The sequence below is a fragment of the Alkalihalobacillus sp. CinArs1 genome, assembly GCF_947387515.1.
GTDB lineage: Bacteria > Bacillota > Bacilli > Bacillales > Guptibacillaceae > Guptibacillus.
Genome location: NZ_CANDOB010000001.1, coordinates 957,437 through 978,899 on the forward strand (window position 1 = coordinate 957,437; position 21,463 = coordinate 978,899).

The following is a 21,463-nucleotide window of genomic DNA, read 5'->3' on the forward strand; positions in this document are numbered from 1 at the left end:
CCTCCTTACTGCTTACGCTTCTTGGCCAACTGTTTCGTCTTTGATACCTAGTTCTTCTTTAATCCAATCGTAACCTTCTGCTTCAAGACGCTGAGCTAGTTCAGCTCCGCCTGACTTCACGATGCGTCCTTGCATCATTACGTGTACTTTATCTGGAGTAATATAGTTAAGAAGACGCTGATAGTGAGTGATGATCAAGCAACCGAACTCTTCGTTACGCATTGCATTAACACCTTTTGAGACAACTTTAAGAGCGTCGATATCTAGACCAGAATCAATCTCATCAAGAACTGCAATCTTTGGTTCTAGCATCATAAGTTGAAGAATTTCGTTACGCTTTTTCTCACCGCCTGAGAATCCTTCGTTAAGGTAACGCTGAGCAAATTCTTCGCCCATATCAAGCTCAGCCATTTTGCTGTCTAGCTTTTTAATGAATTTCATAAGAGAAATTTCATCGCCTTCTTCACGACGAGCATTGATTGATGTACGTAGGAAATCAGCGTTTGTAACCCCGCTTACTTCACTTGGATATTGCATAGCAAGGAAGAGGCCCGCTTTCGCACGCTCATCAACTTCCATTTCAAGCACATCTTCATCATCAAGAAATACTTTACCTTGAGTGATTTCATATTTCGGATGTCCCATGATAGCGGAAGCAAGGGTAGATTTTCCTGTACCGTTCGGCCCCATTACTGCATGAATTTCGCCACCATTTATTTCAAGGTCTAGTCCCTTGATAATCTCTTTTCCTTCAATGGAAACATGAAGATTTTCAATCTTAAGAGTTGATGCTGCCATTTGTGAATACCTCCAATAACGTTTATACTATTCCTTCTTCCTTCCTTATTGTATTAGCTATAAGGTTTATGTCAAGGAATGTGTGCTGAGTCATTCTCAATCTATTTTCATTCTAATTTTATAACAAATCCAAACTATTATCAAGGAACGAGAAATGCGTCCTTAACTAGAGTTAACAACATCTATGTGTCCTATTCAGACTACAAATCTCACCCAAGATTAAGCGTATCATTTCCTTATAAGGGAAACAACGGATGTTGTACTCATTTCAAAATAAAAAACCAGTCAGCGACTGGTTTTTATAGCGTATTGCTGATTCATTTTTGCAATTTACGGTCGAATTCACTTACCAACATCAGACTTTGGCGATGATCCATGTCACGATCGCGCTCTACTTGCATTCGTTTGTTAAAATTCCTGCTATATTCTGCGTATCCTACTCCGTGAGACTGGAACATTGCCTTTTCCATTTCAGGTGTGTGGTTTAACCGCAAGGGGCTAATAATGAATCAATCCTTTCAGTAATTGGTTATTTATTTACTCACTTAATTTACCACTTTAATACAGTCGCCTACAAATGCCATATACACCAATTACAAAGGAAATAACCTGCTCTTCTATGTTTTGAATATATTGAAAAGTATAAATCTTATCTTTCCTTCGTTTAAGAAGCAATTCCAATACCGTGCATATATATAATGGAAGAAACTCGTAGTTTAATGCTTCATTTGATTAAGATCTGTAATACATTCCTGAACGAGGGTTACAGCTTGACTCATGGAAGCTCCTCCACCAAAGGCTGCTGTTACTCCAACTGTCTCGAGGATTTCCTCTTCGGTGCACCCTTGATCTAAGCACCCTTTCGTATGATAAATGATGCAATATTCATCTTGAGAGAAAATCGAGATCCCAAGTGCAATCATCTGCTTTTCCTTCTTACTAACGGCACCCTCTCTAAAACAAGCTTCTGTAAATGCATTATACTTCTTTGCTATTTGGGGCATTTTCTCAGTAAAGACTCCAAGGCCTTCTTTGTAATCATGCAATGCTGTCTGTGCAAAATTTGTATTTTGTTGTTCCTGCGTCACGTCACATTCCTCCTTCAATTATTCAGAGTTAGTATGAGAAGACAATCACAATGCTATCCATAAATTTGAAGAGAAAAAAAATTAAAGGTTGTGTGAGAATTATCACATTAATGGAGGGAATAGTTCTTTACTATGTAACTATAAGAGCTAAAGGAGTGGATGATATGTTTGAAGGTAAAACAACACGAGTCGTTGTGATTGGAACAGGGTTCGTAGGGACTAGCTATGCATTTTCTTTACTTAATCAAGAAGTTGCAAATGAGCTCGTATTGATCGATGCCAATAAAGAGAAAGCTGAAGGAGAAGCAAGGGACCTTAATCATGGCCTTCCTTTTGGTGCGCAGATGAAAATTTGGGCAGGTGAATATAGCGACTGTCGTGATGCAGATATCGTCGTCATTGCGGCTGGAGCGAACCAAGCACCAGGTGAAACAAGGTTAGATTTAATTGATAAAAACACCAAAATTTTCAAAACAATCGTGACGAATGTAATGTCTTACAATTTTGATGGAATTTTTATTGTCGCTACAAATCCAGTTGATATCCTAAGCTATGCAACTTGGAAGTTCTCTGGGCTCCCAAAAGAAAGGGTTATCGGATCAGGGACAATTCTTGATACTGCAAGATTTAGATATTTATTAGGTGAATACTTTGATGTAGATTCTAGGAATGTTCATGGATACATTTTAGGTGAACACGGAGATACTGAATTACCTGTGTGGAGCCACACAACGATCGGCAGCAGACCCGTTCTTTCCCTAATCAAAGATACCTCTGAAGGAAAAGCAGAACTTGATGCCCTGTTTGCAGATGTGCGTGATGCAGCCTACCACATCATCAATCGTAAAGGTGCTACACATTTCGGTATTGCGATGGGATTACTTCGATTAACCAAAGCCATCTTGCGTAACGAAAATTCTATTCTTACTATATCCACTCTATTAGAAGGTGAATACGGTTTAGAAGATCTCTATATTGGCGTTCCAGCAATCGTCAATAGAAATGGTATTCGAGAAGTCATTGAACTCGATCTCACTCCTCATGAAACTGAACAGCTTCAACACTCTGCAAAAACGCTTACTGACGCTATGAAACCGGTCCTTCTTCATAAATAGCACTAAAAAAAGGTTCTCCACAAAGGAGAACCTTTTTTGCTTTATTCATTTACTGGTACGACTGCTCCATCATATTCTTCTTTAATGAAGGTTTGAATTTCTTCTGAGCGTAGAACCTCAACAAGCGTTTTTACAGCTTCGTTACTTTCATCACCTTTGTTCACGGTGATCACGTTCACGTATGGAGAGTCCGAACCTTCAAGTGCTATTGCGTCTTCTTGTGGATTTAATCCAGCATCGATCGCATAGTTCGTGTTGATCATAACAGCATCGCCTTCACCTTGCTTATAGATCTGAGGAAGAAGGGAAGCTTCAACGTTTGTTTTAAAGGTAAGGTCTTTTGGATTTTCAGCGATATCTTCGACTTGTGCATCTGTTGGATCGATACCTTCTTTAATCTTGATCAAACCTTTCGCTTCTAGCAATTGAAGCATACGACCGTGGTCTGATACAGAGTTACTCATGATGATTTCTGCACCTTTAGGAAGTGCATCAAGGTTTTCATATTCCTGTGAATAGACACCGATCGGCTCGATATGAATCCCACCAGCGTTTACGAAATCATAGTTATCGTTTTCTTCCATTTGTAGCTCCATATAAGGCACTGTTTGGAAGTAGTTCGCATCTAACTCACCATTAGCGAGAGTTTTGTTCGGAAGAATGTAATCCTGGAAGCGCTCGATTTCAAGAGTAATTCCTTCTTCCTCAAGAAGCGGCTGTGCTTTTTCGAGAATTTCAGCGTGTGGAACGTTTGATGCACCAACAACTAGTTTCGTTTCTTCACTTTCTGATCCTGAGCCTTCACTGTTTCCACCGTTATTTGCTCCACAAGCCGCTAGAGCTGCAAGAGCAACAACTGACAAAAGTAGTAATAGTTTTTTCATGGTTTCTCTCTCCTTTTTTTATCTTATCTTTTATCCATAGCTCGCGTTGTAACATCTCCGATAACCTGAAGAACTGCTACAATAGCGAGAATTAATACAGTTGCGACAAGCGTCACGTCGGGATTATTTCGTTGGAAACCATCTAGATATGCAAGATCTCCTAATCCTCCAGCCCCAACGACACCTGCCATCGCTGTATAGCTCACTAGAGCGATCGCAGTTACTGTTATTCCTGAAATCAATGCTGGCATCGCTTCAGGAAGCAGTACTTTAAAAATAATCTGGCCATTCGTAGCCCCCATCGCTTGGGATGCTTCGATCACTCCCCTGTCTACTTCTCTTAGAGCGATTTCGACCATTCGTGCGTAAAATGGGGCAGCCCCTGCAATAAGTGCTGGCAATGCAGCATTAGCTCCCAGCATCGTACCAACAATATATACAGATAGTGGGATAAGCAAAATAATTAATATGATGAATGGAATCGAACGGAACAAGTTTACAATCCCTGCAACAAAACCGTTAATATATCGATTTTCCCAGACGTTTCCCTTTGAAGTTAAGAAAAGCAGCAGGCCGAGTCCAATGCCGAGTATAAACGTTGCGAACACAGAGATCGCGGTCATGTAGATCGTTTGTAATGCCGCTTCCCACATATCTTCCCAACGCACGTTAGGAAATAGTGAACTAAGCATTTGGAATCACCTCCACTTCTACTTTCTGCTCACGTGCATAGCTCAGTGCTTTGTCGATAGCAGATTGTTCACCTTTTAGTAAGACCGATAGCTTACCATAAGGACCATCCTGCGTATGGGTGACCTTCCCTTGAATGATGTTCACTTCGATCTGAAACTCTCTGATTAACTTCGTTACGAGAGGTGACCCCGTAGCTCCTTTTACAAAAGTAAATTGTACGAGTGTCCCTTCTGCACCTTCAGTAAGATGTGAAATCGATTCTTTCATTTCCTCTGGCTCACTCAGCTGGTTTACAAAATCACGGGTAATCGGCTGCTTGGGATGATGGAAAATATCAAGTACTGGACCTTCTTCAACAACACTGCCACCTTCCATGACCGCAACACGATGACAAATCTTTCTGATCACGTGCATTTCATGAGTGATCAACACGATCGTTAGTCCTAGCTCTTTATTAATTTTCTTTAATAGGTCGAGAATACTATCTGTGGTCTTCGGATCCAGGGCCGATGTCGCTTCGTCACAGAGTAACACTTTAGGGTTATTAGCAAGTGCCCTCGCAATCCCAACTCGCTGCTTTTGACCACCACTTAGTTGAGATGGGTACGCATCTTCTCTCCCGGATAACCCAACGAGGTTGATCAACTCGTCCACTCGAGCTTTTCTTTTCTCTTTCGGCACGCCCGATATTTCAAGCGGGAACGCAATATTTTCTTTTACAGTACGTGACCAGAGAATATTAAAATGCTGAAAAATCATTCCAATTTCTTGTCTTGCTAGACGAAGTTCCTTGTTATTCAACTTAGATAATGCTTTGTCATCTACTGTTACGCTGCCTTCAGTTGGTCGCTCAAGTAGATTTAACATGCGGATAAGTGTACTCTTTCCAGCGCCACTATATCCGATAACTCCGAAAATTTCGCCTTTTTCAATTGTAAGATCAGTATTCTTCACCGCTTCTACTGGTCCAGAGGCTGCAAAGAACGTCTTCTTTATACCTTTTAACTCAATCATTTGCACACTTCCTTTTACCTTACGATGTCCCATCACAATAGGTTGATTTTAAAACCTTTTGAAATAAAAAATGCCTTTCCGCTATGAGCAGAAAGGCACTTGAAATCGATGTCTTTCTCTCATTTCTCAAAGCATCTGCTTTGCAGGAATTGGCACCTTCTCAAACACGCTGTTTGACGGTTGCCGGGCTTCATAGGGCCAGTCCCTCCACCTCTCTGAATAAGAGATATTTAGTTATTAACACGTTACTCTAGTTAAGTACTAAATCGAATTCTAGCATGGGACTTTTAGTGTGTCAATCGATGAGTAAAAAGTCCGAATTTTTAAATAAAACCAGCTGTCAGAGTTTCAACTACTCCTCTAAAGTCAGCCCTCTTTTCTGACAGCGTAAAAGCGCTGCAATCCATACAGCGCTCGCGCCAATGATTCAGTTGTATCTCTATACGGAAAAAACATGCTCTCTTATTTTACGCTCTTTGATTTTCATACTGCTCGATTTTATCCTCAAGAGAGAGGGTTCTAGATACTTCGTCCCACCCGTTTAACAACATTTCCTTCCAATAGGGATCGATTTCAAACGATACGTGCAGCCCATCATTATCACTAATAGATTGGTTTTCGAGTTGAACAGTGAGTGAATAACCTTCGCTTGCCTTTGTAAATAATTCAGCAACGGTTTCTTGAGGAAGAGCGATTGGAAGGATACCGTTTTTCACACAATTGTTGTAAAAGATATCTGCGAAGCTTGGTGCGATGATCACTCTAAATCCGTAATCTAATAGGGCCCATGGAGCATGTTCTCTCGATGAACCGCAGCCGAAGTTTTTACCCGCTACTAGGATTGAAGCCGACCTGTATTGCTCTTCATTTAAAGAGAAATCAGACCGTGCGATTCCATCGTCATCGAAACGCCAATGATAGAACAAAAACTGTCCAAACCCCTGTCGCTCGATCCGTTTCAGAAATTGCTTTGGTATTATTTGATCAGTGTCCACATTCACCTTTTCAAGAGGATAGACGACACCTGTATATTCATTGATAGGTTCCATGATTTCACTCCTTTACACGACAGGCTGCTTCATTTTTCTTGCATCTGTAAATTTGCCTTCCAAAGCAGCGGCGGCTGCCATGGCAGGACTGACTAGATGCGTTCTAGAACCATTTCCTTGCCGTCCCTCAAAGTTCCGGTTTGATGTAGAAGCGCATCGCTCTCCTGGTGGAACGATATCGTCATTCATCGCAAGACACATACTGCATCCTGCTTCTCTCCACTCAAAGCCAGCATCAATAAACACTTGATCTAGTCCTTCTGCTTCCGCTGTTTCTTTGACAGATTTAGAACCCGGCACGACTAGCGCTCGAACATTGCGGTGTACTTTCCTTCCACGAACAATATTTGCTGCGGCTCTAAGATCACTAATCCTTGAATTTGTACAAGATCCGATAAAGACATGTTGGATGTCGATATCCTGAATTGGCATCCCAGCTGTTAACCCCATATACGTTAAGGCCTGTGCGATTGCTTTTTGATCAGCCGGATCTTCATAGTCCTCTGGAAAAGGCACTCTACCGTAGACGGATGATCCCATAGAAGGATTCGTACCCCACGTAACCTGAGGTTCTATCTCATCAGCATGGATCTCTAAAACGTCGTCATACGTTGCTCCTTCATCAGTAGCAAGGTTTCTCCATTCTGATATCGCTGCTTGGAATTCCTCTCCTTGTGGAACATGCCTTTTTCCCTTTAGGTAGTCAAACGTTACCTCATCAGGACTGATTAATCCTGCTTTAGCACCGGCTTCTATCGACATGTTACAGATTGTCATTCGCTCTTCCATCGACATCTTTCTAATCGCTTCACCTGTATATTCAAGAATAGCCCCTGTTCCTGCATTCACTCCAAACTTCGCTATGATTGCAAGAATGATATCCTTCGCCGTTACACCTGCGCCCGGCTGACCATTCACTCGAACTTCAATTGTTTTTGGAGAGGATTGCCAAAGAGTTTGAGTTGAAAGAACATGTTCGACTTCACTCGTTCCGATCCCGAATGCAAGTGCTCCAAAAGCACCGTGTGTCGAGGTATGACTATCACCGCAAACGATTGTTTTGCCTGGTTGAGTCAACCCTAGTTCTGGGCCAATCACATGGACGATACCTTGGTCTGGATGGTTAATATCAGCAATTTCGACCCCAAATTCCTTACAATTTTCTTCTAGCTTCTCCATCTGTACCTTTGAAACAGGATCATTAATGATATGCCGCGCAATCGTTGGAACATTATGATCCATAGTAGCGAAGGTCAGATCAGGACGTCTGACCTTCCGCTGATTCATACGCAAGCCTTCAAAAGCCTGCGGAGATGTTACTTCGTGCACAAGGTGTAAATCGATATAAAGTAAATCTGGACTGCCTTCTTCTCTATGCACAACGTGCTTTTCCCAGATCTTTTCTATAATTGTTTTTGGCTCCACACCCATCCTCCTCACTGTCACGCATAAGCTTCCATGATACCAGCCGTAGCATTATCTTCTGCTAGTTGAAAGATAACTTGATCGACCATCTTATCAGTACTTAGACTTTGCTTTCCAACACCCGCAAGATCAGTTGTGAAATACCCTGCTTCAAGAACTTCCATCACAGCTTTATCGATCGCATCAGATTCTTCCTTCATATTGAACGAATGGTTTAACATCATCGATGCAGATAAGATCATCGCTAGTGGATTGGCAAGGTTTTTACCAGCGATATCGGGCGCTGAACCGTGTACTGGTTCATACAGGCCAAACCCATCTTTTCTTAAGCTTGCAGATGGAAGCATCCCTAAAGACCCAGTGATCATCGAAGCTTCGTCACTCAAGATATCTCCAAAAAGATTCTCTGTTACGATTACGTCAAAGTGTGCAGGATTCTGAACAATTTTCATCGATGCAGCATCCACAAGCATATGCTCAACTTCCACGTCCGGGTATGAGGCTGCTTTTTCATTTACGATTTCACGCCACATCCTGCTCGATTCTAGAACATTCGCTTTGTCGACACTCGTCAGCTTCTTCTTTCGTTTCCTAGCTGCTTTAAATCCTTGTTCTACGATGCGCTCGATTTCTTCACGCGTATAAGAAAGCGTATCGACTACGCGCTCTCCACCTTCTCTCCGTTCACTCGGTGTACCAAAGTACAAGCCACCCGTTAATTCTCTTAAAATCAGCATATCGACGCCTTTGATGCGGTCTTCCTTTAACGGTGATGCGTCTAAAAGACTGTCATACGCTTTGACCGGACGTAGATTTGCGAACAATTCAAGCTCTTTTCTAATTGTTAGAAGGCCTTTTTCAGGACGAAGTCTTCCAGGCAGATCATCCCACTTCGGTCCGCCTACAGCGCCTAAAAGTACAGCGTCCGATCGCTTACACATATCTAGTGTTTCTTTAGGCAACGGTTCGCCTGTTTCATCGATCGCTACGCCCCCGATGACGCCTTTTTGAAATTCGAACACATGGCCGAATCGATCTGCTACGGCATTGAGAACCTTGATCGTTCCCTCCATCACCTCTGTGCCAATTCCGTCTCCTGGTAATACCGCAACTGTTTTCTTCATCCTATATAACCTCCTTTTTAAACGTGAGCTTGCTTTTTCACTAAATAATTTTCACGAGCGAGCGTACGGTTCACTCCATTTAGATATGCGTTGGCCGAAGCCTCTAATACATCCTGGGCAGTACCTCTACCACTCGATTCGATTCCGTTATACAATACCCGTACATGGACTTCAGCTAGAGCATCACGCCCGCCACCGACTGAGCTTAAACGATAGTCTTGTAGTTGTAACGTACCCGGAATCATCAGCTCGATCGTGTTATAGATTGCTTCTACACTACCTGAACCCGTTCCAGCTTGTTGCAGCATCGATCCATCAGGTGAGACCATCGAAATGGTTGCCGTCGGAATGTTAGCAGTACCATACTGCACTTGAATACTATGAATCTCATATTTCTCAACCGTTTCATCGGTTTGAATGTCTGTAAGAAGGGTGATTAAATCTTCCTCGGTAATGTGTTTTTTCTTATCGGCAAGGTCTTTGAAGTCTGAAAAAGCCTCAAGAATCTTCGCGTCATCCAGAACAAAACCAAGCTCTTTCACTTTATCTTTGAAAGCATGCTTACCAGAATGTTTACCTAGAACAAGACTATTCGATTGAACACCTATCAATTGAGGACTAATAATTTCATAGGTGGATTTCTCTTTAAGAACGCCATCTTGGTGGATTCCTGATTCATGGGCAAACGCATTTGCTCCAACAACCGCCTTATTTCCTGGCACCGCCATTCCAGTCAGCTTACTGACTAGCGTACTCGTTCGTTTAATTTCATCTAATTTCAAGTTCGTTTCAGCGTTGTAGAAATCATTTCTTATTCGAAGTGCAACCGCTACTTCTTCGATCGCAGCATTCCCTGCACGCTCACCGATCCCATTGATCGTTCCTTCAATCTGAGTAGCACCGCATTCGATCGCAGCTAGAGAGTTTGCTACAGCCATTCCTAAATCATCATGACAATGAGCAGAAAGTGCCACTCGATCGATATTAGGTACGTTGTTTTTCAAATAAGTGAATAGTTCACCATATTCTTGCGGGCTACGATACCCTACAGTGTCAGGTATATTAATGACAGTAGCACCAGCTTCGATCACTTCAGTAATGATCTTTGCAAGGAACGCTCGGTCTGAACGACACGCATCTTCTGCAGACCATTGAACCTTCGGAAACATCGTCTTGGCATACCTCACAGCTTCAACTGCTGTTTCTACCACTTGGTCAGGCGTCTTCTTCAACTTGTGTGTCATGTGTATCGGAGATGTCGCAAGAAATACGTGAAGCCTTGGATCCGCACCGCCTTTCAAGGCTTCCCATGCTGTATCGATGTCTGTTTTATTCGCTCTAGCAAGACCAGTTACAGAAACATTTCGTACAGTATCTGCAATGTTCTTCACACCCTCGAAGTCGCCTTTGGAAGCGGCTGGGAAACCCGCTTCCATAATATCGACTCCTAGTCTCTCAAGCTGTTTCGCGATTTCGAGCTTTTCTAATGCATTCAGATTGACACCCGCTGACTGTTCTCCATCTCTAAGCGTCGTATCGAATACATTAATCTTTTGCACTTGAAACCACTTCCTTCTTGGATTTTGGCTTAACGAACGGCATCATTGCTCTTAGTTCTTTTCCAACTTGTTCGATAGGGTGCTGCTTTTCTTTCTCATTGATCGCATGGTACTCAGGTCTGTTCAGCTTGTTCTCTAGAATCCACCCTTTCGCAAACTTTCCTGTTTGGATTTCTTCTAGGATATCCTTCATACGCTGCTTTGTATCTGCATCCACAACGCGTGGTCCTGATACAAAGTCACCCCACTGAGCTGTATCTGAGATCGAGTAACGCATACCGGCAATTCCATCTTCATACATCAAATCCACGATAAGCTTCAACTCGTGTAGACATTCAAAGTAAGCGACTTCTGGCTGGTATCCTGCTTCAGTTAACGTTTCGAATCCAGCTTTAACAAGTGACGTTAGACCGCCGCAAAGGACAGCTTGCTCTCCAAATAGATCTGTTTCTGTTTCTTCTTTAAATGATGTTTCAAGTACTCCTGCACGCGCTCCGCCGATTCCTTTTGCATAAGCGAGAGCAAGTTCTTTCGCCTCTCCTGTCACGTCTTGGTAAACACCGAACAATGCAGGAACACCAGCACCATCAGCGAATGTTCTTCTTACAAGGTGCCCTGGACCTTTAGGTGCAACTAGGAAGACATCCACATTTGACGGAGGAACAACTTGATTAAAATGAACGTTGAAGCCGTGAGCAAAGACAAGTGCATTGCCTGCTTTAAGACCTGGCTCAATTTCCTGTTTATAGACATCCGGCTGATGTTCGTCCGGGAGAAGAACCATTACGACATCTGCTTCTTCACTTGCTTCTTTAACAGTTTTTACATCGAAACCGTCTTCAGCTGCTTGATCCCATGAACGTCCTTTTCGTAGGCCGATCGTTACGTCAAATCCGCTTTCTCTTAGGTTTTGTGCATGTGCATGCCCTTGTGAACCGTACCCAACTACCGCGATTTTCTTATCCTTAAGTACACCTTCGTTAATATCTCCGTTATAGTAAACTTTTGCCATGATTCTCCATCCCTTCTAATTTTGGTTGATTAATTAAGAATTGAATATTGTTTTAGATCAGTTACAGATCTTTGACTACCTCTTGGGAAAGCTGTGATTCCCGTACGAACCATCTCTTTAATTCCGTATGGTCGCAAAAGATCGATGATCGCTTCGATCTTATCTGAATCCCCCGTTACTTGAACTGTTAAGTTTTCACGGCTTACATCGATGATAGAAGCTCTAAATGGTTCGATTATTCCCGATAGTTCGCTTCTGACCTGTGCATTGCTAACGACTTTGATCAGCGCGAGTTCTCTTACAACGATGGCTTGATCTGTGATGTCAGACACTTTCAATACATCTACTTGCTTGTTTAACTGTTTGATCAGCTGTTCAATCTTTCCATCGCCTTCAACATTCACCACAAACGTCATTTTTGAAATACCTTCCGTTTCGGTATGACCAACTGTGATACTCTCGATGTTGAACTGTCTTTTCGTCATCAACCCAGTGATTCGGTTTAATACCCCGCTTTGGTTGATGACTGTAGCTGTCACAATTCGCTTCATGGTTTCACCCCGATCATTTCATGAAGACCTTTACCAGGCGCTATCATTGGATATACATTCTCAGTACCACTTACCCTGCAGTCGATCAATACAGGATCTCTATGGGCGAAAGCTTCACTGAAGACTGCTTCAGCCTCTTCCTCTGTATGCACTTGATAAGCTTTGATTCCATAAGCTTCACCTAGCTTTACGAAATCAGGTTGAACCGGTATAAGAGACTGAGAGTAACGCTGTTCATAGAAAGCTGCCTGCCATTGTCGTACCATACCTAGCGATTGATTGTTCACGATGACTATTTTTACAGGCAGGTTCAGCTCTTGAAGAACGGAAAGTTCTTGAAGCGTCATTTGAAACCCTCCATCTCCAGTGATCGAGACGACGGTTTGGTCTGGAAACGCTAGCTGGGCACCGATCGCAGCCGGAAAACCAAAGCCCATCGTTCCTAATCCCCCTGAAGTCACCCATTTGTTCGGATCAGCAAAAGAATAATATTGAGCTGCCCACATTTGGTGTTGCCCGACATCTGTCGTGATGATGGCGTCCCCTTTCGTATGCTTATGGACGAGCTCGATTACGCGCTGAGGCAAGAATTCTTCTGTGTTCGATTTGTACCAAAGTGGATAGTCTTCGTTCTTCTGGGCAAGTTGTTTGCGCCACTCCTCCGTCTCAGGGGTTCGTGTTTCTGTATCGAGTAAACTTATAAGCGCCTCCCTCGCGTCTGAAACAATCGGTATTTGGGTAGGAATGTTTTTCCCGATCTCTGCTGGATCAACATCGATATGAGCAACCGTTGCATGCCTAGCAAAATGATCCAAGTTTCCTGTTAAGCGATCATCGAATCTCGCTCCGATGCTGATGAGTAGATCGCATTCATAAAGCGCCATGTTGGCTGTATACGTACCATGCATTCCGCCCATCCCAAGAAACAGTGGATGCTTTCCTGGATAGCTTCCTAAGCCTAAGAGAGTGTTGACTACAGGTATTTCGTGCCTTTCAGAGAATGCACGCAACTCTTTCCCAGCATTCGCGTGAAGAACGCCAGCACCAGCTAAAATAACCGGTTTCTTCGCTGTTCCTATTGCATCTGCTAGTTTCTTAATTTGTAAGACATTAGGAGAAAAGGTTGGTTGATAGCCTGGCAGATTCACCTTGCACTCATCACCTGGAACCATTTTCATATTCGAAACATCTTTAGGGATGTCAACGAGGACTGGGCCTGGTCGCCCTGTGGAGGCGATGTGAAAAGCTTCTTTAATGATTCTAGGAAGGTCTTTTACATCGCGCACCTGAAAATTATGCTTTGTAATCGGAGATGTGATCCCCATAACATCAGCTTCTTGGAAAGCGTCTGTGCCGATCACATTGCTCGCAACTTGACCTGTAAAAATAACGATTGGCAGCGAATCCATCATGGCGTCAGTAATGCCTGTCACGAGGTTCGTCGCACCAGGACCAGATGTAGCAATGACAACACCAGGCTTACCGCTTACTCTCGCGTATCCTTCTGCAGCATGAATCGAACCTTGTTCATGCTTTGATAGGATGTGCTTGATCGGTGAACGATAGAGTGCGTCATAAATTGATAAAACCGCACCTCCCGGATAGCCAAACAGCACTTCAACATTTTCTTTCTTCAATGAATCGATCAGAATATCCGCTCCGGTCATCTCCGTTGTAACAGCTTCGGCTTCATTTCTTGCCTTCGCCCGCATACTGTTGATCCCTCCAATGCTTATTAATGAGCTTTTTCATCCTGTATGAACTGGTTATTGCTAAAGAAAAAAAGCCTTCTCATCCCCACGCCGCTTTATACGGTCCGTAGGGGCGAAAAGACTTTCACGGTACCACCCTACATTTGTGACAAACTTCGTCACCTCAGTAACAGCTAATGCTGTTTTTTAATAACAAGTGTTGTAAAACACCTGGCTGATCCTAAGTTGCTCAATTCAGATCAACACTCAGAGGGGATGTCGGAGCAGGGAGTAATACCGGCTTCCACCTACACCGGCTCTCTGGTAACCACTCGATCCTGCACCTTTTACCTCGTCATTGATTTTGTGTATTTAATTTTGAATCCTTAACCCGCTTGAACGTCTCGCTTAGATGGGTATACGCTTACGCCATCTGTTGTCACAATATTTCTGAAAGCTTTTAGAAGGTTGTTTGTCGTTTTACCTGGTCGGCCTTCACCGATTACTCTTCCGTCTACCTTAACGACGGCAATCACTTCTGCAGCTGTTCCAGTAAGGAAAACTTCATCCGCAACATACACATCGTGTCGAGTGAACGTTTCTTCTCGCATCTCATATCCTTTTTCTCTCGCTAGTTCCATGATGGCATTTCGCGTAATGCCTTCTAGTGCGCCAACATATCCAGGTGGCGTTTTGATTACGTTCCCTTTGACAATGAATATATTATCTGCAGAACCTTCCGCAACATAGCCTTGATCATTTAGCATGAGTGCTTCGCTCACACCGGCAAGGTTCGCTTCGATTTTCACCAAAATATTGTTCAAGTAATTTAATGATTTCACTTTAGGACTAAGAACGTCGGAACGGTTTCTTCGACTTGCTACCGTTACGATCTCAATTCCTGTATCGTAAAGATGTTTAGGGAACAAGGCTAGTGATTCTGCAATAACAATCACTTGAGGCTCCTTGCATGTGAATGGATCAAGCCCAAGATTTCCCACGCCTCGTGATACAACAATACGAATGTAAGCATCTTGAAGGTCGTTTTTCTTCAATGTCTGAACGATAATGTCAGTCAGTTCCTCCATCGTATAGTTAATATTTAGCATGATTGAATGAGCTGAGTCGAAAAGTCGCTGAAGATGTTCTTTTAGTCGGAATACATTTCCGTCATACATGCGAATTCCTTCGAACACCCCATCGCCGTATAGAAAGCCATGATCGTATACCGATACTTTGGCATCTTCTTTTTTTACAAATTCTCCGTTAAGGTAGATCCATTGTTCACTCACCTTGTTCACTCCTTTCCTTTTGGTAATAGACGCATTAAAGCGTCAAGTTTAATTTCAAGGACCAAAGCGAGTCAGGTCCTTGTTCAATGTGTGTGAATTGTTTAAATAATTTGTTTAATTGAGGACAATAATACTCCCGTTTCCACAGAAGGTCAACACCCTTTCTGAAAGTTTTTAGACTATTTAGATATATCTGTTTATTTGCAACCGCTTACAATCCCATCTAGAGTGAGATTACATGACATCAAGTTTTTTATTGTAAATTTTATTAAAGCGCTTACATGGCAAAATATAAAAAACCCTTCTCAGTATGAGAGGGGGTGTAGGGAAACCTAAATATTCTAGTCCCAATGACGTAGGAGCTTGAATACCTCTTGCTTTCCTGTGGACGAACGCCCGAGACAAAACCGGTCCACTCTGAGTCTCGTACGCCCGTTGGACCACGGGAGTCAAGAGGTATTCCCTCCTACTAGAATACAATCAATCAAAGTTAAACTGTCCGACCTATTAAAAAAAAATCTTTCTTCACGTCATTTCAAGTTAACTTTTTATTTGAATAAAAAAACTTAGTACAACGCTGATAGAAGAATAAAAATTCTCGACTCCAGTGGAATTAGGGTGACGGGTTCAAAAGAGTGTTGTGACGACAAAGCTCACAATTTCGTTGGTCTTGAGAGCTCAATACTCTAGTAACTAAACAACCGCTAATCTAGAAGTAGAATGATTTAGGGTCAGACCTTGGAGAGGGTAGAGGCTCGCTTTACTATGTTCCAGTAATGCTTCTACTTCACTTCTTTTGCCTGTGACATAGTACGCTCCTTTTTCTGAGGTAGGAAGTACTTCGAGTCCCCTTACTTCTGAATCGTCTCCGATCAACAAGAAGTCCTCTTCAACTGCATTCCCCTTTTCTATTTGGGAATAGTAAACCGGTTCAGTGCTGTTTCGGTCAATGCTTAATAAATCTTCTACCATTGCGCTCGCTGTAGGATCTGCTCCTGCACCCGGACCAGTTAACGTTATGTTACCTGCGAGATTACCAGCAACAGATAGAGCATTGTTAACACCTGTCACATTGAAAAAAGGATGGGCTTCAGAAACTGCAACTGACTCAACCGTAATAACTGGCTCTTCCTTTTGCAAACGAAGATTTGCGATATGTTTAATTCTAAGACCAAGTGCCTCAGCTTTCTTAATATCAAAGCTGGTCACTTCCCTAATTCCTTTTCTAGAGATACTTTCCCATTCAGGCTGTTTTCCATAAACAAGATCAGAGAGAATGAGAATCTTGTAAAATGCATCCCAGCCGTCGACGTCATTCGTAGGGTCAGCCTCCGCATATCCCTTCTCTTGTGCTAATCGGAGTGCTTCTTCAAAAGACAACCCGCTCACTTGACACTCATTGAGAATGAAATTAGAAGTTCCGTTCAGAATTCCGCTTATCTCTTTGATCTGGTTACTTCTGATTCCCTCTCGCAACGTGCTAAGAATCGGAATAGATGCTGCAACTGCCGCTTCATACCTAAGTCCTACGTTGTGCTTTTCAGCTAACTTCCTAAGTTCATTACCGGAAGTAGCAAGTAATTCTTTATTCGCCGTAATAACATGACAGCCTTTTTCTATGAATCTAGACAAATACGTATGAGCAGGTTCAACTCCTATAATCGCTTCGAATACGACATCAAGCTTTGGGAGATTTAATAACTCGTCAACATCCGTCGTCACCAACACGCGATCGTCTACTTCTCGCTTTATTTCACCGTTTTGAATCAAAATCGCTTCTATCGACACCTTTTTTCGCAGTAAAGCCTCCAATTGTTCACGCTGTTTTCCAATACTCTCATAAACCCCTTTGCCTACTGTTCCAAAACCAATTAACGCTACATGTAATGTTTCCATCATCTCCACCCCCGTTATTGTGCTGACCATTCTTTTAGTACTCTTCTTAATATTTTTCCGCTAATTTTGGTTTTAGGAAGCTCATCGAGTACTTCTATTTCTCTTGGAGCCGCATGGGCAGCCAAATTTTTTCTTACATGTTGGCGAATCTCATCTAGAAGTTGGTCGTTTTTTTTATAACCGTATCGCAAAGTGATATAGGCTTTAACGATTTCACCTCGGAGTTTATCGGGTTTACCTACCACGCCTGCTTCAGCAACAGCAGGATGGGTGATCAATTGACTCTCAACTTCGAATGGACCGATTCGTTCACCTGAAGAATTGATCATATCGTCATCTCGACCTTGGAAGAATATAAATCCTTCCTCATCTTTATAAGCTAGGTCACCTGACACATACCAACCTGGATAAGGAAAATAGCTTTCATACTTCTCCTTGTTGTTCCAGATCGTTTTCATTAATCCTGGCCACGGTGCTTGAATAGCAAGCTGTCCTGTATTTCCGACAGGAACCTCGTTTCCGTTCTCATCTAGGATCCCAACCTTTACACCTGGAAACGGCCGTCCCATCGAACCAGGCTTAATCTTCTCACCAGGGAAATTCACGATCAGGTGTCCGCCTGTTTCTGTCATCCACCACGTATCATGAATTCGTTGCCCCCATACCCGGGATGCCCACTGAATCACTTCTGGGTTCAATGGTTCTCCTACGCTCAAAATGTGTCGTAATGATGTTAAGCGATAGTTTTCTACTATATCTTCTTTTGCCATCAACATGCGAAACGCAGTTGGTGCACTATACCAGATTGTGACTTTCAGCTCATCGATTAAGCTATACCAATCCTCAGCTTTAAAGCGGCCTCCGTTAATGACGATCGTAGCTTTATTTAACCAGGGAGCAAACAAACCATATACGCTTCCTGTTACCCACCCAGGGTGAGAGGTGCACCAATACACGTCTGTATCTTTTATATCAAGTACCCATTTACCTGACTGAAAATGGTGAACCAAGGAACGTTGAGCATGAAGAACGCCCTTTGGCTTTCCTGTTGAACCACTTGTATAGTGAAGTAAAAAACCATCCTCAGGATCTGCCCACTCTATACGTGGCTCTTCGTCTACCTGAGTTCTTTCCACCTCTTCGGTTGTGAGAATAAGACGAAGAGTAGGTATTTCATTTGCAGGCACTCTTTTCTGAAGTTCTCGATCGGTAAGGAGCGCTGTACCTCCACAATCGATGATGCGATCCTTCACAGCTTCTTCCATAAATGCTTCAAACAAAGGAGCTGCGATCGCCCCGATCTTAATCACTGCGAGTATGGCAATATAGCATTCAGGATTTTTAGGTAGGAAAACAAAAACCCTTTCTCCTTTTTTTACCCCATGCTTTTTTAATACAGCGGCATAATGATCCGTCTTGATTTTCACTTCTTCAAACGTTAACGATCTTTTTTCATCTTCATTAACATAATGCAATGCAACTTTATTTCCAAATCCATTTTCAACGTGTCGGTCGATGCATTCATAAGCGACGTTCATTTTCCCAGAACGATGGAGGAAATCATCGACGCTTTCCCACTGAAATGTTGCGTATGCTTCTTCATAACTTTCAAGGTTCGTATACTTCGCTTGAGATGAAATCTGTTTTGGTAGTGTAATGCTCATATGCTGGTCCCTCCACTGACGGTTGCAGGTGTGGTCAATTCCAACCTCTCTAAAATTTGTTCTTTGTATTCTGCGAGTTTTACACTTCCTCGAGATCGAGGTCGTGGTTCATCTATTATGATTTCTTCTTCTTTCCTTCCAGGCTGACCCTTAAGAATGATGAGTCTGTCACAAAGGTATAGCGCTTCTTCAATGTCATGAGTAACGACTCCCATATTTCTAACAATAGATCTTGAAGCTTCATTTTCGTAAATGCGTCGAGTGCGCTAAAAGGCTCATCTAATAACAAATACTGCGGGGATGTTACAAGCGCCCTTGCAATCGCAACACGCTGCGCCATTCCACCAGAAAGCTGTTTTGGAAAGTCTTTTTCATTGCCTTTTAGGCCAACAAGATCAAGGTACTTCGCTGCGCTTGAGCGCTTCTCTTCTTTCGTTCCTTTTAAACCAAACGATACGTTGTCTATGACGGATAACCATGGCATAAGCCTCGGCTGCTGAAAAATGAATCCTAATTTCTCATCAACATGGTTGCACACCTCTCCATCGATGATGACATCGCCGGTATACGATGTATCTAATCCTGAAACCGCTCGTAGCAATGTACTCTTCCCACACCCACTCGTTCCAAGTATCCCGATGATTTCGCCACTTTCTGCATGAAACGAAATGTTGCTAATGGCTTTTCGACTCTCAAACTCTTTACTCACATTTCGTATTTGTAAACTCATTTTGACTCCCCCTTACCGCTGTTCCATTCGATCCTGCCAATGCAGCGATCTGTTCTCGACTACCTTCAATATCGCATCGCTCACTTTTCCAAGCAGAGCAAAGAGAACGATGCTTGCAATAATTAGCTCTGGTGAGTATGTGTTCTGCCCAAGAACCAGCAAATATCCTAATCCTTGACTTGCACCCATCAATTCAGCTGCAACGACAAACATCCATCCAAGCCCTAGACCACTTCTAAGGCCGATAAGAAATGAAGGTAGTGAAGCAGGGAGAATAATTCGTTTTACTAATTGATAACTATTTAATCCATACATTTTTCCTACTTCGATCAATTGACGATCGACGCTCAAAATTCCACTAACAACATTCAGATAGACTGGAAAAAACACGCCTACTGCAATCAGTGTCACTTTCGATGCCTCTGCGATTCCCATCCATAGGATAAAAAGAGGAACCCAGGCTAGCGATGGAATCGAGCGAAAGGCCTGGATGATCGGATCAAAAAATTGCTCAGCTTTACGATAAATCCCTACAAAAGATCCGAGTATTAATGCAACCCCCGCTCCTAAGAGAAAACCTAAGAAAATCCGATAAAGCGTGATGCCAATATGGCCAAAGAGAGAGCCATCAGCTCCTAGATCGACAATCGTGTTAAAGATTACTGTTGGAGCTGGAAGTAGATAGGAAGGGAGCACCCCTAACCGACTCAGAGCTTCCCAAACAACTAACAATATGAAAGGGAGAATACTTCCTATAAGAATCGGATGTAAATTGAACGGTTTAGGCGAGGCTTTACCCGTAATCCCCTTTAAGGGGATTGCTTCCGTATGGTTTTTTGCCATGGATCTTATCCCCTTTCTAGTTCTTGATGACTTCTTCCGCAAACGATGGATCGATCAATTCATCCGTTAACGTTTCAATATCAGCATCTGGCTCAATAATCTCCCCTTTTTGTAGTACGTTTCCTGCTTCAACAATCGCTTTCTTCTGTTCTTCACCAGGAACGGGACTTGAGAAATCATTTCTTTCAAGCTGCTTTTTTGCTACGTCAAGTTGGATATCAGCTTCTTCAGCTAATAGCTCAGCTGCCTCTTCCGGATGTTCGATCACCCATTTTCTAGCTTTCTCGTAAACGCTAATCACTCGTTTCACGTGTTCAGGATATTTTTCAGCAAAATCTGTCCGTGTGTTCAAGAAACCATACGTATTCAAATCTGCATTTCGATAAAAAAGTTCTGCTCCTGTTTCTAGTTCAAGACGCGCCATATGAGGGTCGAGTCCTGCCCAAGCATCTACCTGACCAGTGCTTAAGGCAGATGCCCCGTCTCCATGTTGAAGATTCACAAGTTCGATATCATCTTGAGTTAACCCCACTTCATTCAAAGAACGAAGTAAGAAGATGTAAGGATCCGTTCCGAGCGTTGCAGCTACCTTTTTACCTTTTAAATCTTCTACACTACGAATACTTGAATCTTTTCCAGTAACGAGTGCTGTCCATTCTGGCTTTGAATAAATATACACGTTTTTAATCGGTGCGCCTTTTGCTTTTGCCATCAGTGCCGCTGCACCTGCCGTTGAACCAAAATCAATACTGTTACTATTTAAGAATTCAAGCGCTTTGTTACTTCCTTGACTCAAGACGTATTCGATGTTGATGTCCTCGTCCTCAAACTCCTCTTCCAGAAGCCCTTGCTTCTTCACGACAAGACTAGTAGGAGAATAGTAAGCGTAATCCACTCTGATTTCATCAGGCCCTTCCTTTGAAGAAGCGTCTGAAGAAGAACAGCCTGCACTAATAATCAACGCCGCGATCAGAGCGAGTGCAACGAAACTTCTTACATCAATCCATGGAATTCTCTTCATAATGGTTTCTCCCT

19 protein-coding genes and 1 riboswitch are annotated in these 21,463 nt (G+C 42.7%); of the genes, 1 reads left to right on the top strand and 18 read right to left on the bottom strand.

All coding sequences use genetic code 11. From position 1 onward, the window contains the following. Positions 1-12: 12 nt before the first annotated feature. Both sufC and PFZ69_RS05010 read right to left on the bottom strand, forming a co-directional pair. A complete protein-coding gene (sufC, locus tag PFZ69_RS05005; RefSeq protein WP_270179913.1) occupies positions 13-798 on the bottom strand; it encodes a Fe-S cluster assembly ATPase SufC in 786 nt (261 codons plus the stop codon). Positions 799-1,514: 716 nt separating this feature from the next. Next, complete coding sequence (locus PFZ69_RS05010) at positions 1,515-1,886, bottom strand: carboxymuconolactone decarboxylase family protein (protein WP_270179914.1); 372 nt, start codon at positions 1,884-1,886, stop codon at positions 1,515-1,517. A 164-nt stretch (positions 1,887-2,050) separates the two neighbouring features. Here PFZ69_RS05010 and PFZ69_RS05015 point away from each other — a divergent pair, with 164 nt between their 5' ends. Further along, positions 2,051-3,001, top strand: coding sequence for an L-lactate dehydrogenase (locus tag PFZ69_RS05015; protein ID WP_270179915.1), 951 nt, complete (start codon positions 2,051-2,053; stop codon positions 2,999-3,001). 41 nt (positions 3,002-3,042) lie between these two features. Here PFZ69_RS05015 and PFZ69_RS05020 read toward each other — a convergent pair whose 3' ends face one another. The 16 genes from PFZ69_RS05020 to PFZ69_RS05095 form a co-directional block, all read right to left on the bottom strand. Next, positions 3,043-3,885 (bottom strand): MetQ/NlpA family ABC transporter substrate-binding protein, encoded by an 843-nt coding sequence (locus PFZ69_RS05020; RefSeq protein ID WP_270179916.1) that lies wholly within the window; start codon positions 3,883-3,885, stop codon positions 3,043-3,045. A 23-nt stretch (positions 3,886-3,908) separates the two neighbouring features. Beyond that, complete coding sequence (locus PFZ69_RS05025) at positions 3,909-4,577, bottom strand: methionine ABC transporter permease (RefSeq protein ID WP_270179917.1); 669 nt, start codon at positions 4,575-4,577, stop codon at positions 3,909-3,911. Next, the gene (locus PFZ69_RS05030; RefSeq protein WP_270179918.1) at positions 4,570-5,592 is read right to left on the bottom strand and encodes a methionine ABC transporter ATP-binding protein; all 1,023 of its coding nucleotides are present in this window, start codon (positions 5,590-5,592) and stop codon (positions 4,570-4,572) included. Before PFZ69_RS05030 ends, PFZ69_RS05025 begins: the two co-directional genes overlap by 8 nt. A gap of 116 nt (positions 5,593-5,708) precedes the next feature. Continuing rightward, positions 5,709-5,818: riboswitch (SAM riboswitch) on the bottom strand. A 241-nt stretch (positions 5,819-6,059) separates the two neighbouring features. Further along, complete coding sequence (leuD, locus tag PFZ69_RS05035; protein WP_270179919.1) at positions 6,060-6,641, bottom strand: 3-isopropylmalate dehydratase small subunit; 582 nt, start codon at positions 6,639-6,641, stop codon at positions 6,060-6,062. Positions 6,642-6,653: 12 nt separating this feature from the next. Next, entirely contained in the window at positions 6,654-8,066 is a 1,413-nt protein-coding gene (gene leuC / locus PFZ69_RS05040; RefSeq protein ID WP_270179920.1) for a 3-isopropylmalate dehydratase large subunit, read from the bottom strand. Between the two features lie 17 nt (positions 8,067-8,083). After that, the gene (leuB, locus tag PFZ69_RS05045; RefSeq protein WP_270179921.1) at positions 8,084-9,190 is read right to left on the bottom strand and encodes a 3-isopropylmalate dehydrogenase; all 1,107 of its coding nucleotides are present in this window, start codon (positions 9,188-9,190) and stop codon (positions 8,084-8,086) included. A gap of 17 nt (positions 9,191-9,207) precedes the next feature. Then, on the bottom strand, positions 9,208-10,749 hold the full coding sequence (locus PFZ69_RS05050) for a 2-isopropylmalate synthase (RefSeq protein WP_270179922.1): 1,542 nt from the start codon (positions 10,747-10,749) through the stop codon (positions 9,208-9,210). Continuing rightward, positions 10,736-11,761, bottom strand: coding sequence for a ketol-acid reductoisomerase (ilvC, locus tag PFZ69_RS05055; protein WP_270179923.1), 1,026 nt, complete (start codon positions 11,759-11,761; stop codon positions 10,736-10,738). The genes PFZ69_RS05050 and ilvC overlap by 14 nt, the downstream gene beginning before the upstream one ends. A gap of 29 nt (positions 11,762-11,790) precedes the next feature. Next, the gene (ilvN, locus tag PFZ69_RS05060; RefSeq protein ID WP_270179924.1) at positions 11,791-12,312 is read right to left on the bottom strand and encodes an acetolactate synthase small subunit; all 522 of its coding nucleotides are present in this window, start codon (positions 12,310-12,312) and stop codon (positions 11,791-11,793) included. Beyond that, on the bottom strand, positions 12,309-14,024 hold the full coding sequence (gene ilvB / locus PFZ69_RS05065; RefSeq protein ID WP_270179925.1) for an acetolactate synthase large subunit: 1,716 nt from the start codon (positions 14,022-14,024) through the stop codon (positions 12,309-12,311). Before ilvB ends, ilvN begins: the two co-directional genes overlap by 4 nt. A gap of 365 nt (positions 14,025-14,389) precedes the next feature. Further along, positions 14,390-15,295, bottom strand: a complete 906-nt coding sequence (ilvE, locus tag PFZ69_RS05070) for a branched-chain-amino-acid transaminase (RefSeq protein ID WP_270179926.1) — start codon at positions 15,293-15,295, stop codon at positions 14,390-14,392. 693 nt (positions 15,296-15,988) lie between these two features. Further along, complete coding sequence (locus PFZ69_RS05075) at positions 15,989-17,194, bottom strand: homoserine dehydrogenase (protein ID WP_270179927.1); 1,206 nt, start codon at positions 17,192-17,194, stop codon at positions 15,989-15,991. Positions 17,195-17,205: 11 nt separating this feature from the next. After that, positions 17,206-18,855, bottom strand: coding sequence for an acetate--CoA ligase (gene acsA / locus PFZ69_RS05080; RefSeq protein ID WP_270179928.1), 1,650 nt, complete (start codon positions 18,853-18,855; stop codon positions 17,206-17,208). Between the two features lie 115 nt (positions 18,856-18,970). Further along, complete coding sequence (locus PFZ69_RS05085) at positions 18,971-19,585, bottom strand: ABC transporter ATP-binding protein (protein ID WP_333489729.1); 615 nt, start codon at positions 19,583-19,585, stop codon at positions 18,971-18,973. Between the two features lie 12 nt (positions 19,586-19,597). Then, positions 19,598-20,428, bottom strand: coding sequence for an ABC transporter permease (locus PFZ69_RS05090; protein ID WP_270179929.1), 831 nt, complete (start codon positions 20,426-20,428; stop codon positions 19,598-19,600). A 16-nt stretch (positions 20,429-20,444) separates the two neighbouring features. Then, positions 20,445-21,449, bottom strand: a complete 1,005-nt coding sequence (locus tag PFZ69_RS05095) for an aliphatic sulfonate ABC transporter substrate-binding protein (protein ID WP_270179930.1) — start codon at positions 21,447-21,449, stop codon at positions 20,445-20,447. Positions 21,450-21,463: the final 14 nt, after the last annotated feature.

What these genes read in the sequence shown, in the direction of transcription:
- sufC (WP_270179913.1), bottom strand. Translation starts at nt 798, where the DNA reads ATGGCAGCATCAACTCTTAAGATTGAAAATCTTCATGTTTCCATTGAA.
- PFZ69_RS05015 (WP_270179915.1), top strand. Translation starts at nt 2,051, where the DNA reads ATGTTTGAAGGTAAAACAACACGAGTCGTTGTGATTGGAACAGGGTTC.
- PFZ69_RS05020 (WP_270179916.1), bottom strand. Translation starts at nt 3,885, where the DNA reads ATGAAAAAACTATTACTACTTTTGTCAGTTGTTGCTCTTGCAGCTCTA.
- PFZ69_RS05025 (WP_270179917.1), bottom strand. Translation starts at nt 4,577, where the DNA reads ATGCTTAGTTCACTATTTCCTAACGTGCGTTGGGAAGATATGTGGGAA.
- PFZ69_RS05030 (WP_270179918.1), bottom strand. Translation starts at nt 5,592, where the DNA reads ATGATTGAGTTAAAAGGTATAAAGAAGACGTTCTTTGCAGCCTCTGGA.
- leuD (WP_270179919.1), bottom strand. Translation starts at nt 6,641, where the DNA reads ATGGAACCTATCAATGAATATACAGGTGTCGTCTATCCTCTTGAAAAG.
- leuB (WP_270179921.1), bottom strand. Translation starts at nt 9,190, where the DNA reads ATGAAGAAAACAGTTGCGGTATTACCAGGAGACGGAATTGGCACAGAG.
- ilvC (WP_270179923.1), bottom strand. Translation starts at nt 11,761, where the DNA reads ATGGCAAAAGTTTACTATAACGGAGATATTAACGAAGGTGTACTTAAG.
- ilvN (WP_270179924.1), bottom strand. Translation starts at nt 12,312, where the DNA reads ATGAAGCGAATTGTGACAGCTACAGTCATCAACCAAAGCGGGGTATTA.
- ilvB (WP_270179925.1), bottom strand. Translation starts at nt 14,024, where the DNA reads ATGCGGGCGAAGGCAAGAAATGAAGCCGAAGCTGTTACAACGGAGATG.
- PFZ69_RS05075 (WP_270179927.1), bottom strand. Translation starts at nt 17,194, where the DNA reads ATGATGGAAACATTACATGTAGCGTTAATTGGTTTTGGAACAGTAGGC.
- acsA (WP_270179928.1), bottom strand. Translation starts at nt 18,855, where the DNA reads ATGAGCATTACACTACCAAAACAGATTTCATCTCAAGCGAAGTATACG.
- PFZ69_RS05085 (WP_333489729.1), bottom strand. Translation starts at nt 19,585, where the DNA reads ATGAGTTTACAAATACGAAATGTGAGTAAAGAGTTTGAGAGTCGAAAA.
- PFZ69_RS05090 (WP_270179929.1), bottom strand. Translation starts at nt 20,428, where the DNA reads ATGGCAAAAAACCATACGGAAGCAATCCCCTTAAAGGGGATTACGGGT.
- PFZ69_RS05095 (WP_270179930.1), bottom strand. Translation starts at nt 21,449, where the DNA reads ATGAAGAGAATTCCATGGATTGATGTAAGAAGTTTCGTTGCACTCGCT.